The following is a 13,599-nucleotide window of genomic DNA, read 5'->3' as shown; positions in this document are numbered from 1 at the left end:
TGGGCACGTTTCAGTTCGCAGCGAGTTTGAGGGCTGCACTCGCGAGCCGCTGCCCAAGCGCTATGGCAAGACGCCTTTCCTCCTCGGTGACGGGCAGACTGCCATCTGGCGCGGCATGATGGCTGGCGCCGTAGGGCGTGCCGCCGCTGCGCGTGGTCATCAGATCGGTCTGCCCGGCAAAGGGTAGCCCGACAATTAGCATGCCGTGGTGCAACAGCGGCAACATCATCGACAGCAAGGTGCTTTCCTGCCCGCCATGCAACGTGCCCGTGGAGGTGAACACGGCTGCAGGCTTGCCCGCCAGCGCGCCCGAGAGCCAGAGGGCCGAGGTCTGATCGAGAAAGTATTTGAGCGGCGCGGCCATATTGCCGAAGCGCGTGGGTGAGCCCAGCGCCAGCCCGGCGCATTCCTCCAGATCGCACAGTTCGACATAAGGCGGGCCGTCGTCGGGGATGGGCGGCTCGCTCTGCTCCACCACGGGGCTCACCCTGGGCACAGTGCGCACCCGGGGCAGCATGCCGGGAACCTGGGCCACGCCCTGAGCCACACATTCTGCCAGTGTGCGGGTGCCACCGTGTACGCTGTAATAAAGAACCAAGACCTCTTTCATACCGCTATCGTATTGCCATGTCCCGCCTTCGCCCTTCTGAAACCCTGATGGACAGCCTGCGCACCCTGGCCAGGCGGTTCGGACAGGACAATCTGGCGCAGACGGCCGGCAGCCTCACCTTCACCACCGTGATCTCTCTGGTTCCCCTGCTTACGGTGATGCTGGCGGTGTTCACCGCCTTTCCGGCCTTCGAGCGCATGCAGGGACAGATTCAGGCGCATCTGGCGCAGTCGATGTTGCCCGATGGCATTTCTGACAAGGCTTACCGCTACCTGAGCGACTTCGCCTCCAAGGCCAAGAGTCTGGGCACCGTCAGCGTGGTCTTTCTCATCGTCACCGCGACCTCGATGATGCTCACCGTCGATCGGGCACTCAATGCCATCTGGCGCACACCAAGGCCGCGCCCGCTGGCACAGCGAGTGCTGCTCTACTGGGCTGGCTTCACCCTCGGGCCCATCGTGATCGGTGCCAGCGTGGGCCTGATGAGCTATGTCGCCGGAGCGCACCGCGGGCTGCTGCACCAGTTGCCGGGCGGCGCCAGCGTCGCGCTCAGCTTGGCCTCGTGGGCGGTCATGGCCGTCGCGCTGGCGGCCATGTTCCGCTTCATTCCCAACACCGAGGTGCGCTGGCGCGACGCGCTGATCGGCGGCTTCATGGCCGCGCTGGCCTTCAGTCTGACCGGGCGAGGGCTGGCCTGGTACTTCGCCAGCGTGACCACCTACACCGCCGTGTACGGCACTTTCGCCACCCTGCCCTTGCTGCTGCTGTGGATTTACTTCAGCTGGATTGCGGTGCTGGTCGGCGCCATGATTGCCGCCTACCTGCCCTCGCTGCGCGTGCGGGCCGTGCGGCTCGACGGCTATGCCGGCGCCCAGTTCCTCACGGCGGTCAGGGTGCTCAAACAGATGCACGGTGCCCGCGAGGCGCCCGATTGCGGCCTGCCTGCTGCCGAGCTTTCCAGGCGGCTGCGTATCGACCCCCTGCAATTGCAGGAATTGCTCACCGTTCTGGAACGACTGGGATGGGTGGGCAAAGTGGCGGCGCGCCCCCGCAGCCCCGCGCGCTGGGCGCTGCTGTGCGATCCTCTGACCACCCCCGTCGGGCCGCTGATCGACGCCCTGTTGCTGGACAAGCATCGGGCCTCTCTCACGTCGGCCTTGCTCGGCCACATGCTCAGCGACGAAGAACGCGACTGGAGCCTGGCGCAGTTGCTGGGCGATGTGCCGCTCAAAGGCGATGGGTCAGCGTCTGCCACCACATCACCCAGTCCCCCATCAGGCTGAACAGCGGGCGCTTGAAGGTGGCGGGCCGGTTGCGTTCGACGAAAAAATGCCCGACCCAGGCGAAGGCGTAACCGCACACGACGGCCGCAGGCAACCACCAGAGGTTGCCCGTGAACACCAGGAAAAACAGGCAGATCAGCGCCAGCGTCGAGCCTATGAAATGCAGCCTGCGGTTGCGCGGATCGCGGTGCTCGGCGAGATAGAGCGGATAGAACTCGGCAAAGGTCTTCGCCGCAGCCAGCCGCATGGCGTTGGCGGGCTTCGTGGCTGCGGGCAGGTCTTGATGATGGTGGTGGCGACGTGCGCGCATGCTGCCTCTCCCGTTGTGGTGCCGATCCAACTATAGGCGTCTTTCAGCCGCCGCACAGGCGCGCGCGTGCGGCGTGGTATTCGTCGGCCAACTGCGCCACCAGCGCCGCCGCACCCTGCACCTTGCGCACCGCACCGATGCCCTGGCCGCAGCCCCAGATGTCCTTCCACGCCTTGGCCCCGCCGATGGCCGCGGCGAAATCCATCTTGGTCGGATCGCCCTCGGGGAGATGGTCGGGGTCCATGCCCGATGCCGCTATGGAACCACGCAGGTAGTTGCCATGCACGCCCGTGAACAGGCTGGAATAGACGATGTCCTGCGCGCTGCTGGACACGACCATCTGCTTGTAGGCATCGACCGCGCGCGCTTCGTCGGTGGCGATGAAGGCGCTGCCGATGTAGGCCAGATCGGCCCCCATGGCCTGCGCCGCAAGCACGGAGTCGCCGCGGGCGATGGCCCCCGAGAGCACGAGAGGCCCGTCGAACCACTGCCGCGTCTCCTGCACCAGTGCGAAAGGAGACTGCGTGCCCGCATGCCCGCCCGCACCTGCGGCAACGAGGATGAGGCCGTCCGCGCCCTTTTCCACCGCCTTGTGCGCGAAGGTCTGGTTGATCACGTCGTGCAACACGATGCCGCCCCAACCGTGCACGCCCTGATTCACCTCGGGCCGGGCGCCGAGCGAGGTGATGACGATGGGCACCTTGTATTTGGCGCAGAGCATCATGTCCTGCTCCAGCCGGTCGTTGCTGCGGTGGACGATCTGATTCACCGCGAACGGCGCCGCAGGTTGATCGGGGTGAGCCGCGTTCCAGGCCGCCAGCGCCTCGGTGATTTCCGCGAGCCATTCGTCGAGCTGCGAAGCCGGACGCGCGTTCAGTGCCGGAAAACTGCCGACGATGCCTGCGGTGCACTGGGCGATGACCAGTTTGGGGTTGGAGATGATGAACAGCGGTGAACCAATGACCGGCAGCCGGAGCTTGGAAAGGATGGAGGGCAGAGCCATCTCAGAAAGCCTCCACCGGCAAGGCCATCACGCTGTCGGCACCGCCCAGCACCGCATCGCGCAGCGCGCCGCAGCGCGGCAGGATGTGGGCGCAATAGAACGCTGCCGTCGCCCGCTTGGCGCTGGCGAAGGCGGCATCGTCGGCGGGTAGCTCGGCCGTTGCCAGCCAGCTCTGCCCCATCTGCCATCCGGCCAGCAGGTTGCCCGCCAGCATCAGGTAGGGCACGCTGCCCGCGAAGGCGGCGTTGGGGTTGGCCTTGCCGTTTTCCACCACGAAGCGCACCACCGCCTCGAAGGCCGCGCGAGCCGCCGCGAGTTGTCCTGCCATGGTCTGCGCCTGCGCGTCGCCCGTGGCCAGCAGCGCGGCTTCGGTCTTGGCCACGCGAGCCGCGAACTGCAGCGCCAACTGGCCGCCGTCCCGTAGGGTCTTGCGTCCCACCAGATCGTTGGCCTGGATCGCCGTCGTGCCTTCGTAAATGGTGAGAATGCGGGCGTCGCGGTAATACTGAGCAGCCCCCGTTTCCTCGATGAAACCCATGCCGCCATGCACCTGCACGCCCAGGCTGGCCACCTCGATGCTCATCTCGGTGGAGTAGCCCTTGACCAGCGGAACCAGAAACTCGTAAGCCGCCTGGTGCGCGGCACGCTGGCCTGCATCCGGATGAGCGTGGCCCACGTCGTGCAGGCTGGCCGCCACCAGCGCCAGGGCGCGGCTGCCTTCGGTGAGCGCGCGCATGGTCATGAGCATGCGGCGCACATCGGGGTGGTGGACGATGGTCACGGCCTGAGCGGCGCTGCCATCCACCGGGCGCGACTGCACCCGGTCTTTCGCGTAGGCAGCGGCCTGCTGGTAGGCGCGCTCGGCCACCGCGATGCCCTGCAGTCCCACGGCGAAGCGGGCAGCGTTCATCATGATGAACATGTACTCGAGGCCGCGATTGGCCTCGCCGATCAGCTCGCCGATGGCGCCCGGCCCAACCTCGCCTTTGCCGTCGCCATAGACCAGCACCGCGGTCGGGCTGGCCTTGATGCCCAGCTTGTGTTCGATGGAGGCGCACCACACGTCGTTGCGCCGCCCGTCCTCAAGCACCTTGGGCACGATGAACAGCGAAATGCCCTTCACCCCTGGCGGCGCGTCGGGCAGGCGGGCGAGCACCAGATGGACGATGTTGTCCGCCATGTCATGCTCGCCGTAGGTGATGTAAATCTTCTGCCCGAAGATGCGGTAGGTGCCGTCGCCCTGCGGTTCGGCGCGGCTTCGCACCAGCGCCAGATCCGAGCCCGCCTGCGGCTCGGTGAGATTCATGGTGCCGGTCCACTCGCCGGAGATCAGTCTGGGAATGAAGCGCTGCTTCTGGTCATCCGTGCCTGCAGTGAGCAGCGCCTCGATGGCGCCGTCGGACAGCAAGGGGCACAGGGCGAAACTCAGGTTCGCGCTGTTGAGCATTTCGGTACAGGCCGCAGAAAGACTCTTGGGCAGACCCTGGCCGCCAAAATCGGCCGGATGCGACAGCCCCTGCCACCCGGCTTCGGCAAACTGGCGGAATGCCTGCCTGAATCCCGGCGTGGTCGTCACCTTGCCATCGGCCCAGGTGCTCGGCCTGAGGTCGCCCTCGCGGTTGAGCGGGGCGACCACATCGCGGTTGAACTTGCCGCACTCTTCGAGCACCGCTGCCGCCGTGTCGGGGGTGGCGTCCTCGAAGCCCGGAAGTCTGGAGATGGACTCCAGTCCTGCGAGATGTTCGAGGTCGAACATCATGTCGCGAATCGGGGCGGTGTAGCTCATGCGAGTCTCCGGTTGAGGCTTTGGAATACGGGCTGCTAGAGCAGCCTCTGTAAAACGTGAACGGGCCAGGGGCGCTCGTCAGATTTGCTTGACCATCTCGGGCACGGCGGTGAACAGGTCGGCCACCAGCCCGTAATCGGCCACGCCGAAAATCGGCGCTTCTTCATCCTTGTTGATGGCGACAATGACCTTGCTGTCCTTCATACCGGCCAGATGCTGGATGGCGCCGGAAATGCCCACGGCCACATAGAGCTGCGGCGCGACGATCTTGCCGGTCTGGCCGACCTGCCAGTCGTTCGGCGCGTAGCCCGCGTCCACTGCGGCACGGCTGGCGCCCATCGCCGCGCCGAGCTTGTCGGCCAGCGGGGTCATCACCGCCTCGAAGTTTTCCTTGCTGCCCAGACCGCGCCCGCCGGAGACGACGATCTTGGCCGCAGTGAGCTCCGGCCGCTCGCTCTTGGTGGTTTCGCGCCCGACCAGGCTGGACAGGCCGGCGTCGCCGACGGCATCGACCTTGACGATCTCCGCGCTTCCACCGCTCGCGGCCACGGGGTCGAAGCCCGTGGTGCGCACCGTGATGACCAGCGTCTTGTCGCTGCTCTGCACCGTGGCAATGGCATTGCCAGCGTAGATGGGGCGGTCGAAGGTGTCGGGTCCGTGCACATGAATGATGTCGGACACCTGGGCCACATCGAGCAGAGCCGCCACGCGTGGCGCGATGTTCTTGCCGAAGGCCGTTGCCGGCGCCAGGATGTGGGTGTACGACGGCGCCAGCGCCAACACCTGTGCCGCCGTGGTTTCGGCCAGCCCGTCGGCCAGTTGCGGCGCGTCGGCGTAGAGCACCTTGCTCACGCCGAAGGCCTGGGCCGCAGCCTGCGCCGCGCCGTCGCAGTTGTGGCCCGCGACGAGCACATGCACCTGCGGGTTGCACATCAGAGCTGCGGCAACGGTGTTGAGGGTGGAGGGCTTGAGCCCGTTTTGATCGTGTTCAGCGACGACGAGAGCGGTCATGGCATTGTCCTTGAATGTTAGGGTCTGCGGTTCAGATGACCTTGGCTTCGGTTTTCAGGCGGGCGACCAGCGTGGCCACGTCGGGCACCTTCACGCCAGCACCGCGCTTGGGCGGCTCGGCGACTTTCAGCGTCTTGAGCCGCGGGCTTACGTCCACACCCAGTTCCTCGGGCTTGAGGGTATCGAGCGGCTTTTTCTTCGCCTTCATGATGTTGGGCAGGGTGACGTAGCGGGGCTCGTTCAGGCGCAGATCGGTGGTGATGACCGCGGGCAGCTTGACCGCAATCGTCTCCAGCCCGCCGTCCACCTCGCGCGTGACCTTGGCCTGGGTGTCGTCGATCTCGACCTTGGAGGCAAAGGTGGCCTGCGACCAGCCCAGCAGTGCGGCCAGCATCTGCCCGGTCTGATTGGCGTCGTCATCGATGGCCTGCTTGCCCATGATGACCAGTTGAACGCCCTCTTTCTCGACCACGGCCTTGAGTAGCTTGGCCACCGCCAAGGGTTGAAGCTCGGCCTCGGTCTCGACCAGCACGGCACGGTCTGCGCCAATCGCCATGGCGGTGCGCAGCGTCTCGCCGCAGGCCGCGACACCGCAGCTCACCGCAACGATTTCTGCGACCTTGCCGTGCTCCTTGAGGCGCACAGCCTCTTCCACCGCGATTTCGTCAAAAGGGTTCATGCTCATTTTCACGCCAGCGTTATCGACCCCGCTGCCGTCGGACTTGACCCGAATCTTGACGTTGTAATCGACCACGCGCTTGACCGCGACCAATACCTTCATGCTGTGCTCCTGTGATGGATGTTCGGGCCCATATGGCCTGGGCGCTGCACCTGCCCGGCCAGCGCCGTCAAAAATTCGAACGACCGTTCTTTTTTGCAGTGTAGCGACTTGGGGTCGGGGCGATCAAGCCCAAACCCCGTATCGCCGCGGGGTGCCAAATCAGCGATCGATCGCCTCGCGGGAGCGCGCCTGCTGACGTAGTGCGAACTTCTGGATTTTGCCAGTGGATGTCTTCGGCAACTCGACGAACACCACCTTCCGTGGCACCTTGAATCCGGCAAGATGCTGTTTACAAAACGCGGTGATGTCCTCGGCAGTCGTCGTGGCGCCTGCCTTGAGCTCGATGAAGGCGCAAGGTGTCTCGCCCCATTTGGGGTCGGGCATGGCCACCACGGCGGCCAGCATGACGGCCGGATGGCGGTACAGCACGTCCTCCACCTCGATGCTGGAGATGTTCTCCCCGCCGGAGATGATGATGTCCTTGCTGCGATCCTTGATCTTGATGTAGCCGTCCGGGTCCACCACGGCCAAATCGCCGGTGTGGAACCAGCCACCGGCGAAGGCTTGAGCGGTGGCCTCGGCGTCGCCCAGGTAACCTTTCATCATGATGTTGCCGCGGAACATGATCTCGCCCATGGTCTCGCCGTCGTGCGGCACCTCCTCCAGCGTCGCCCGATCACGTACGGTCGCAGCGTTTTGCAGGTGGTAACGCACGCCCTGGCGGGCGTTGAGCCTGGCGCGTTCGGGCAGCGGCAGTGTCTCCCAGTCGGCCTGCTTGGCGCAGGCCGTGGCCGGACCGTAGACCTCGGTGAGGCCGTAGACGTGCGTCAGGTCAAAACCCATCGCCTCCAGACCTTCGATCAGCGCCGCAGGGGGCGCCGCGCCGGCCACCATGGCACGCACGGTGTGGCCGATGCCTGTCTTCAGTTCCGCCGGTGCGTTGACCAGCAGCCCGTGGACGATGGGTGCGCCGCAGTAGTGGGTGACGCTGGCGCCGCGAATCCGGTCGAAGATGGCCGCCGCCTCCACCTTGCGCAGGCAGACGTTCACACCCGCACGCGCCGCGACCGTCCAGGGAAAGCACCAGCCATTGCAGTGAAACATCGGCAGTGTCCACAAATAAACCGGATGCTTGGGCATATCCCATTCGAGAATGTTGGACACGGCGTTCGCATAGGCACCGCGGTGGGAATACACCACGCCCTTGGGCCGGCCCGTGGTGCCCGAGGTGTAGTTCAGCGCAATCGAGTCCCACTCGTCGGACACGTCGGGCAGTGCATCGGTCGCGTCACCTTCGGCAAGCAGGGTCTCGTAGTCCATACTGCCGATGCCCTGGCCGTGCGGCACGAACTCGGGATCGGGCACATCCACGACCAAGGGATGCGGCAGCCCCTGGTCCACGGCGATGGCGATCGCCTCGCGCATTACCGCGCCCACCTCCGGGTCGACCAGCACCGCCCTAGCGCCGCCGTAGGACAACATGTAGCCCAGCGACTCCGCGTCCAGGCGGGTGTTGAGCGTATTGAGCACCAGCCCGGCCATGGGCACGCCGAAGTGAGCTTCCACCATCGCGGGCACGTTGGGCAACATCACGGCCACCACTTCGCCCCGCTGCAGCCCGCGGCGTGTCAGAGCGCTGGCCAATTGGCGGCACCGGATGCGAGTGTCACGCCAGTTGCGGCGCAGACTGCCGTGATGCACGGCGAGGCGCTCGGGGTACACATCCGCCGCCCGATCGAGAAACAGCAACGGCGTGAGCGGGGCATGATTGGCCGCGTTGGGAACCAGATCGGCGTCTTGCATGGGGTGTCTCCTGTGGTCCTGTCCGCATGGTGCCGTCCCCGGCTTACGACGCACTTGCGCTCAGTCGCCGCTGTCGGGCGCGGCAGATGCTTCGCTCGGCGCGCGCGAACGAGGCGGACTCGTCGTCTTGCCCTGTTGATCAACGGCCCTCTCCTGGCGGTCCTGATCCGGAAGCGCGATCTGCGGTTTGTGCCCCTCGGCCCATTGCACCACACGCTGCGGGAAGGGAATGTCGATGCCGTGCTGCTTGAGGGTGTGCCAGATCGCCAGATTGACCTGGCCGCGCACGCCCAGCGTGCCGTTTTCGGGGTCGGCGATCCAGAAGCCTGCGGTGATGTTGAGCGCGCTGTCGCCGAAGCTGTCGAGCACGGCGCTCGGCCCCGGGCTGTGCAGCACGCGGGGCACCGACAGTACCGCTTCCTTGATCAGCGCCAGCGCCTGTTCGATATCGGTGTCGTACGACACCCCGACGGTGGTCGAAAGCCAGACATTGGGGTCGTTGTAGGAGAGGTTTTCGATGCGGTTGGCGATCAGCATCTCGTTGGGAACGATGGAATCCGTCCCCCCCGCGCTGCGCACAAGCGTGTAGCGGGTCTTGATGTCGATGATCTGGCCCTGAAACGTCTCCACTCGCACGTTGTCGCCCACGCGCAGACTGCGCTCGAGAAGGATGACAAAGCCCGATACGTAGTTCGCGGCAATTTTCTGCAGACCCAGCCCCAAGCCCACGCCGAGAGCGCCACCGAAGACGCTCAACACGGTCAGATCGATGCCGACCAGTTGCAGCGCCGTGAGAATGGCGATCAGTAGCACCACCGAGCGAATCAGCCGGGTGAAGACCAGGCGCAGGCTGGCATCCAGCGGCGAACGCATCAGCCGCGCTTCCAGAATGGAGGAAATCCACAGCGCCAGCAGCAGCGTCACGGCGATGGAGGCCACGCCCTTGAGCAGGGTCCAGCCCGACAGTCGCTGCTTGCCCAGCGTGATCGAAAGGGCGTCGAGCGCTTCACGGATTTCCGGCAACACGCCGGCCAGATGCAGGGCCAGTGTCACCCAGAGGCCGATGCTGACAAGGCGCACCAGATAGCGGATACCGCCATCACCCGAAAACCGATGCCGCGACACGGAGTTGGCCAGCCGCACGAGCAGCAGCACCGCCAGTACCGGCAAGGCCAGCTTGAGCAAGGGCAGTTTGAGCAGCACCGGCGAGCCATGCCGCACCAGAACCAAAGCGACCAGCGCCACGAACGGGAACCCCAGCCCGTAACGCCAACTCGCGCGAAACGCTTCCTTCCAGGTCGGCAGATTGCGGATCTGCTTTTCGAGCGCCGTGCCGAACAAGGCGCCAAACGCCACGATGCCGAGCAGCAGGCCCAGTTGCAGTCGCAACTGTTCCGGTGTCTGACGCTGGAACGCTTCGATGAGGGGAGATTCGATCAACATGTGCTTGTGGGGATGAACAGGCGGGCATGGTAGCCCGCCGCTACCCCGCTAGGAGCCTGTCGGGCTTGGGGCGCGGAAAGCGAAAAATGGGCATGCGGATGCCATGTGGCGGCGGATTTGCAGCCCCATAGCCGTAGCTGTGGGGCAAAAAGCCGCTGCCGCAGGGCGCCGAAGGACCATTTTGCAGCCCGCGATCCTCAAGTCCGACAGGCTCCTTGGCACCGGCTGCCGCGCTTCAGCGCGAAGTCGGTGAAGCGCTTGCCGGCGGAACCGGCAAAGGCGGCGCCGCAGGCTTTTCGGCCAGCTGCCGCGCCTGTTCGGCCTGCTTTTGCACATAGGCCTTTTGCTTGGCCTCGAACTCGGCTCGGGCGCGCGCGGCTTCGGCTGCGCTCTGCGCCGGATTGGCCGCCTGGGGCGAAGCCGGAGCAGGAAACAGGCGGGTTGGCGGGGAAGGCTCCGGCGACGGCGGCTTTGCAGGTCTGGCAACAGGCGACTGCGCTGCGGCTTGGGCCGCATGCTCGGCTGCCTGCCGTTCTCGCTGTGCGAGATCGGCCTCGCGCTGCGCGCTCTGGCGCTCCAGGGTCGCGCGATCGGGCTGCCCGGCCTGCGCATCGGCGATGTTGGCCTGCACCCGACGGAGCTCCTCTTCGGCGGCGCGAAGACGGCCACGCATGGCGATGTCCTGCAGTTCCTGGTCGATGGGCGCGAGTGCGGCGCGCTCCTGCTTGCGCGCTGCGTCGAGGCAGTCGTTGACGAAGAATCGCTTCAGACATTCGCCGCGTTTCTCGGTGTATTGCGCCAGTACACGGGCCCGCTGGTCTTGCAGCGCTGCGCGCCGGGCTGCATCCTGCTCGGGCGTCGGTTGCGCGGTGGCGGCGTTGGCCGACGTTGTGCCCAGGTTGGCCAATGCCATCCACAGCACTGCGCAGCCCGCGGCTGCCGCGATTCTGCGGTGCATGCGCATGTTCATACCAGCGAGACCTCGCCTTGCCTGCGTCCCTCGCGCAAGTATTCGGCACTCTGCATTTCGTTCAGCCGCGACACGGTGCGCGTGAATTCATAGTCCAGCGGGCCATGCACGTAGAGCTGCTCGGGCGGCACGGCCGCCGAGAGAATGAGCTTGATGCGCCGGTCGTACAGCACGTCCACCAAGAGGGTGAAGCGGCGTGCGGCGCTGGCCATGTCCTCGGTCATCTGCGGCACGTCGGAAACCAGCACGGTATGAAAGCGGCTGGCGATTTCGAGGTAGTCGTTCTGCGAGCGCGGGGTTTCGCAGATCTCGTGAAAACTGAACCAGACCACGCCACCCGCGCGCTGCAGCGCCTGGATTTCGCGGCCCTCGATGGTCAGCACCGGGTCTTCCTCGGCGCTCGAGGCCATGCGCTCGAACGCCTGCGCCATGCGACTCTGGGCCTCGTCTCCGAGAGGGGTGATGTAGAGATCGATCTCCCGAAGGGCCTTGTGGCGGTAGTCCACACCGGCATCGATCTTGATCACGTCCATTTTCTGCTTGATGAGTTCGATGGCGGGAAGAATGCGGTCGCGGTGCAGGCCATCGGGATACAAGTCGTCGGGATGGAAGTTGGAGGTCGCCACCAGTTGCACGCCATTGTCGAACAGACCTTCGAGCAGGCGATGCAGAATCATCGCATCGGTCACATCGCTGATGTGGAACTCGTCGAAGCAGATGAGCCGAAAACGCCGCGCGATGCGGCGCGAAAGCTCGGTCAGCGGGTCCACCGTGCCTTGCAGCGCCGCCATCTCGCGCTGCACCTCGCGCATGAACTCATGGAAGTGCAGTCGCGTCTTGCGCAGCAGCGGCAGGGTGACGAAGAAGGCGTCCATCAACATCGACTTGCCGCGGCCCACGCCGCCATACAGATAGACGCCGCGCGGCAGTTCCGGGTGGATGAGCGCGCGTCGAATGGCGTTGGAACGTCGCGATTTGTAGGCCACCCACTCGTCGTAGCACTGCTGCAGCCGGGCGACTCCGGCGCGCTGCGCCTCGTCGGCAATAAAGCCGCGTTCGGCCAGGGATTGCTCGAAATACTCGGTGACGTTCATGCTGGACGGGGGCGGACTCACTCAGAAATTCAGCGTGCGACCGGCAACGCCCAGCGCAGCCTCCTTGAGACTCTCCGACAGCGTGGGGTGGGCGTGGCAGATGCGCGCAATGTCTTCGCTTGCAGCCTTGAATTCCATCGCCACGGCGGCCTCGGCGATCAGTTCCGAGGCCATCGGGCCGATGATATGCACCCCGAGGATTTCATCGGTCTGTGCATCGGCGAGCATTTTGACAAAGCCGGTGGTGTCGCCGAGCGCGCGGGCGCGGCCATTGGCCATGAAGGGAAAGCTGCCGACCTTGCAGGCGCGCCCGGCGGCCTTGAGTTGCGCTTCAGTCTGCCCGACCCAGGCGATTTCGGGTGAGGTGTAAATGACCCAGGGCACCGTGTTGAAATCGACATGCGGTTTCTGCCCGGCGATGCGTTCGGCCACGGCGACGCCCTCTTCCTCGGCCTTGTGCGCCAGCATGGGGCCGCGCACCACGTCGCCCACGGCCCAGATGCCCGGCAGATTGGTGCGACAGTCGCCATCGACCTCGATGAAACCACGCTCGTCCAGCTTCAGCCCCACGGCTTCGGCGCCGAGACTCTCGGTGTTCGGCTTGCGACCCACCGAAACGATGAGCCGATCGACCTTGAGCGTCTGCGCCACGCCCTTGGCGTCGGTCCAGTCGATAGAAACGCCGTTTTTCAGCACCTTGGTCGCGGTGATCCTGGCCCCCAGATGGATGGCCAGACCCTGTCTAGTGAATTGCTTGAGCGCCTCCTTGGCCACCTGCGCATCGGCCGCGGCGAGAAAATCGGGCATAGCCTCCAGCAGCGTGACCTGGGCACCGAGCCTGCGCCATACGCTGCCCATCTCCAGACCGATCACCCCGGCACCGATCACGCCCAGGGTCTTGGGCACGGCGTCGATGGACAGCGCGCCATCGTTGGAGAGCACGCGCTGCTCGTCGAACTCCAGCCCAGGCAGACTGCGCGGCACCGAGCCGGTGGCGATGATGATCTGCCGACTAGCGATCGCCTGCCCGGCTTCACCGCCGCTGACGTTGACCTGCCAGCCGGCATCGGCATCGCCGCCGGTGAGCGTGGCGGTGCCATGGAAGAAGGTGACCTTGTTCTTCTTGAAGAGGTAGAGGATGCCCTCGTTGTTCTGCTTGACGACCAGGGCCTTGCGCTGCTGCATGGTGGGGACGTCGATCGACAGGCCCTCGACGCCGATGCCGTGCGCGGCGAAGTCGTGCCCCGCCTGCTCGAAATGCTCACTGGACTGCAACAGCGCCTTGGACGGAATGCAGCCCACGTTGGTGCAGGTGCCGCCGGGGGCCGGGCCGCCCTGAGCGTTGCGCCAGGCGTCGACACAGGCCACCTTCATACCCAGTTGGGCCGCACGGATGGCGGCCACATAACCCCCGGGGCCTGCGCCGATGACGATGAGATCAAAAACCGAAGCCATGATGAAGTCCTCGCTGCGCGTGGTGCCATGCGCCCGCGCGAAAAAGTCGG

General features: G+C 65.6%; 12 protein-coding genes. 1 reads left to right on the top strand and 11 read right to left on the bottom strand.

Features of this window, described 5'->3' with window-relative positions; genetic code table 11:
- Window positions 1–10: 10 nt before the first annotated feature.
- Window positions 11–610, bottom strand: a complete 600-nt coding sequence (wrbA, locus tag ASC45_RS06450) for an NAD(P)H:quinone oxidoreductase (protein WP_055450223.1) — start codon at window positions 608–610, stop codon at window positions 11–13.
- Window positions 611–627: 17 nt separating this feature from the next.
- Here wrbA and ASC45_RS06445 point away from each other — a divergent pair, with 17 nt between their 5' ends.
- The gene (locus ASC45_RS06445) at window positions 628–1,893 is read left to right on the top strand and encodes a YihY family inner membrane protein (protein WP_055450222.1); all 1,266 of its coding nucleotides are present in this window, start codon (window positions 628–630) and stop codon (window positions 1,891–1,893) included.
- Here ASC45_RS06445 and ASC45_RS06440 read toward each other — a convergent pair.
- The 10 genes from ASC45_RS06440 to lpdA form a co-directional block, all read right to left on the bottom strand.
- Window positions 1,838–2,140 carry an Mpo1-like protein gene (locus ASC45_RS06440; protein ID WP_245609991.1) on the bottom strand — a complete coding sequence of 101 codons (303 nt, stop codon included), beginning with the start codon at window positions 2,138–2,140 and terminating at the stop codon, window positions 1,838–1,840. The two genes, ASC45_RS06445 and ASC45_RS06440, sit on opposite strands and share 56 nt — an antisense overlap.
- A gap of 106 nt (window positions 2,141–2,246) precedes the next feature.
- Complete coding sequence (locus tag ASC45_RS06435; RefSeq protein ID WP_055450220.1) at window positions 2,247–3,206, bottom strand: NAD(P)H-dependent flavin oxidoreductase; 960 nt, start codon at window positions 3,204–3,206, stop codon at window positions 2,247–2,249.
- A 1-nt stretch (window position 3,207) separates the two neighbouring features.
- Window positions 3,208–4,992, bottom strand: a complete 1,785-nt coding sequence (locus ASC45_RS06430) for an acyl-CoA dehydrogenase (protein WP_055450219.1) — start codon at window positions 4,990–4,992, stop codon at window positions 3,208–3,210.
- Between the two features lie 78 nt (window positions 4,993–5,070).
- Window positions 5,071–6,003 carry an electron transfer flavoprotein subunit alpha/FixB family protein gene (locus tag ASC45_RS06425; protein ID WP_055450218.1) on the bottom strand — a complete coding sequence of 311 codons (933 nt, stop codon included), beginning with the start codon at window positions 6,001–6,003 and terminating at the stop codon, window positions 5,071–5,073.
- A gap of 31 nt (window positions 6,004–6,034) precedes the next feature.
- On the bottom strand, window positions 6,035–6,784 hold the full coding sequence (locus tag ASC45_RS06420) for an electron transfer flavoprotein subunit beta/FixA family protein (protein WP_055450217.1): 750 nt from the start codon (window positions 6,782–6,784) through the stop codon (window positions 6,035–6,037).
- Between the two features lie 159 nt (window positions 6,785–6,943).
- Window positions 6,944–8,587: an acyl-CoA synthetase gene (locus ASC45_RS06415; protein WP_055450216.1), complete on the bottom strand. Its 1,644-nt coding sequence runs from the start codon at window positions 8,585–8,587 to the stop codon at window positions 6,944–6,946.
- Window positions 8,588–8,647: 60 nt separating this feature from the next.
- Window positions 8,648–10,030, bottom strand: coding sequence for a mechanosensitive ion channel family protein (locus ASC45_RS06410; RefSeq protein ID WP_082454289.1), 1,383 nt, complete (start codon window positions 10,028–10,030; stop codon window positions 8,648–8,650).
- Window positions 10,031–10,265: 235 nt separating this feature from the next.
- Window positions 10,266–10,988 (bottom strand): hypothetical protein, encoded by a 723-nt coding sequence (locus ASC45_RS06405; protein ID WP_245609972.1) that lies wholly within the window; start codon window positions 10,986–10,988, stop codon window positions 10,266–10,268.
- Between the two features lie 8 nt (window positions 10,989–10,996).
- Complete coding sequence (zapE, locus tag ASC45_RS06400) at window positions 10,997–12,094, bottom strand: cell division protein ZapE (RefSeq protein WP_055450215.1); 1,098 nt, start codon at window positions 12,092–12,094, stop codon at window positions 10,997–10,999.
- A 21-nt stretch (window positions 12,095–12,115) separates the two neighbouring features.
- Window positions 12,116–13,549: a dihydrolipoyl dehydrogenase gene (gene lpdA, locus ASC45_RS06395; RefSeq protein WP_055450214.1), complete on the bottom strand. Its 1,434-nt coding sequence runs from the start codon at window positions 13,547–13,549 to the stop codon at window positions 12,116–12,118.
- Window positions 13,550–13,599 lie beyond the last annotated feature (50 nt).

This window comes from Thiomonas bhubaneswarensis, assembly GCF_001418255.1.
In the GTDB taxonomy this organism is placed as follows: Bacteria; Pseudomonadota; Gammaproteobacteria; order Burkholderiales; family Burkholderiaceae_C; genus Thiomonas; species Thiomonas bhubaneswarensis.
Note: the sequence above shows the minus strand (reverse complement) of the source record. Positions and strands in the feature narration are given on the sequence as shown.

What these genes read in the sequence shown, in the direction of transcription:
- ASC45_RS06405 (WP_245609972.1), bottom strand. Translation starts at nt 10,988, where the DNA reads ATGCACCGCAGAATCGCGGCAGCCGCGGGCTGCGCAGTGCTGTGGATG.
- ASC45_RS06415 (WP_055450216.1), bottom strand. Translation starts at nt 8,587, where the DNA reads ATGCAAGACGCCGATCTGGTTCCCAACGCGGCCAATCATGCCCCGCTC.
- lpdA (WP_055450214.1), bottom strand. Translation starts at nt 13,549, where the DNA reads ATGGCTTCGGTTTTTGATCTCATCGTCATCGGCGCAGGCCCCGGGGGT.
- ASC45_RS06420 (WP_055450217.1), bottom strand. Translation starts at nt 6,784, where the DNA reads ATGAAGGTATTGGTCGCGGTCAAGCGCGTGGTCGATTACAACGTCAAG.
- zapE (WP_055450215.1), bottom strand. Translation starts at nt 12,094, where the DNA reads ATGAACGTCACCGAGTATTTCGAGCAATCCCTGGCCGAACGCGGCTTT.
- ASC45_RS06425 (WP_055450218.1), bottom strand. Translation starts at nt 6,003, where the DNA reads ATGACCGCTCTCGTCGTCGCTGAACACGATCAAAACGGGCTCAAGCCC.
- ASC45_RS06440 (WP_245609991.1), bottom strand. Translation starts at nt 2,140, where the DNA reads ATGCGGCTGGCTGCGGCGAAGACCTTTGCCGAGTTCTATCCGCTCTAT.
- ASC45_RS06445 (WP_055450222.1), top strand. Translation starts at nt 628, where the DNA reads ATGTCCCGCCTTCGCCCTTCTGAAACCCTGATGGACAGCCTGCGCACC.
- ASC45_RS06410 (WP_082454289.1), bottom strand. Translation starts at nt 10,030, where the DNA reads ATGTTGATCGAATCTCCCCTCATCGAAGCGTTCCAGCGTCAGACACCG.
- ASC45_RS06435 (WP_055450220.1), bottom strand. Translation starts at nt 3,206, where the DNA reads ATGGCTCTGCCCTCCATCCTTTCCAAGCTCCGGCTGCCGGTCATTGGT.
- ASC45_RS06430 (WP_055450219.1), bottom strand. Translation starts at nt 4,992, where the DNA reads ATGAGCTACACCGCCCCGATTCGCGACATGATGTTCGACCTCGAACAT.
- wrbA (WP_055450223.1), bottom strand. Translation starts at nt 610, where the DNA reads ATGAAAGAGGTCTTGGTTCTTTATTACAGCGTACACGGTGGCACCCGC.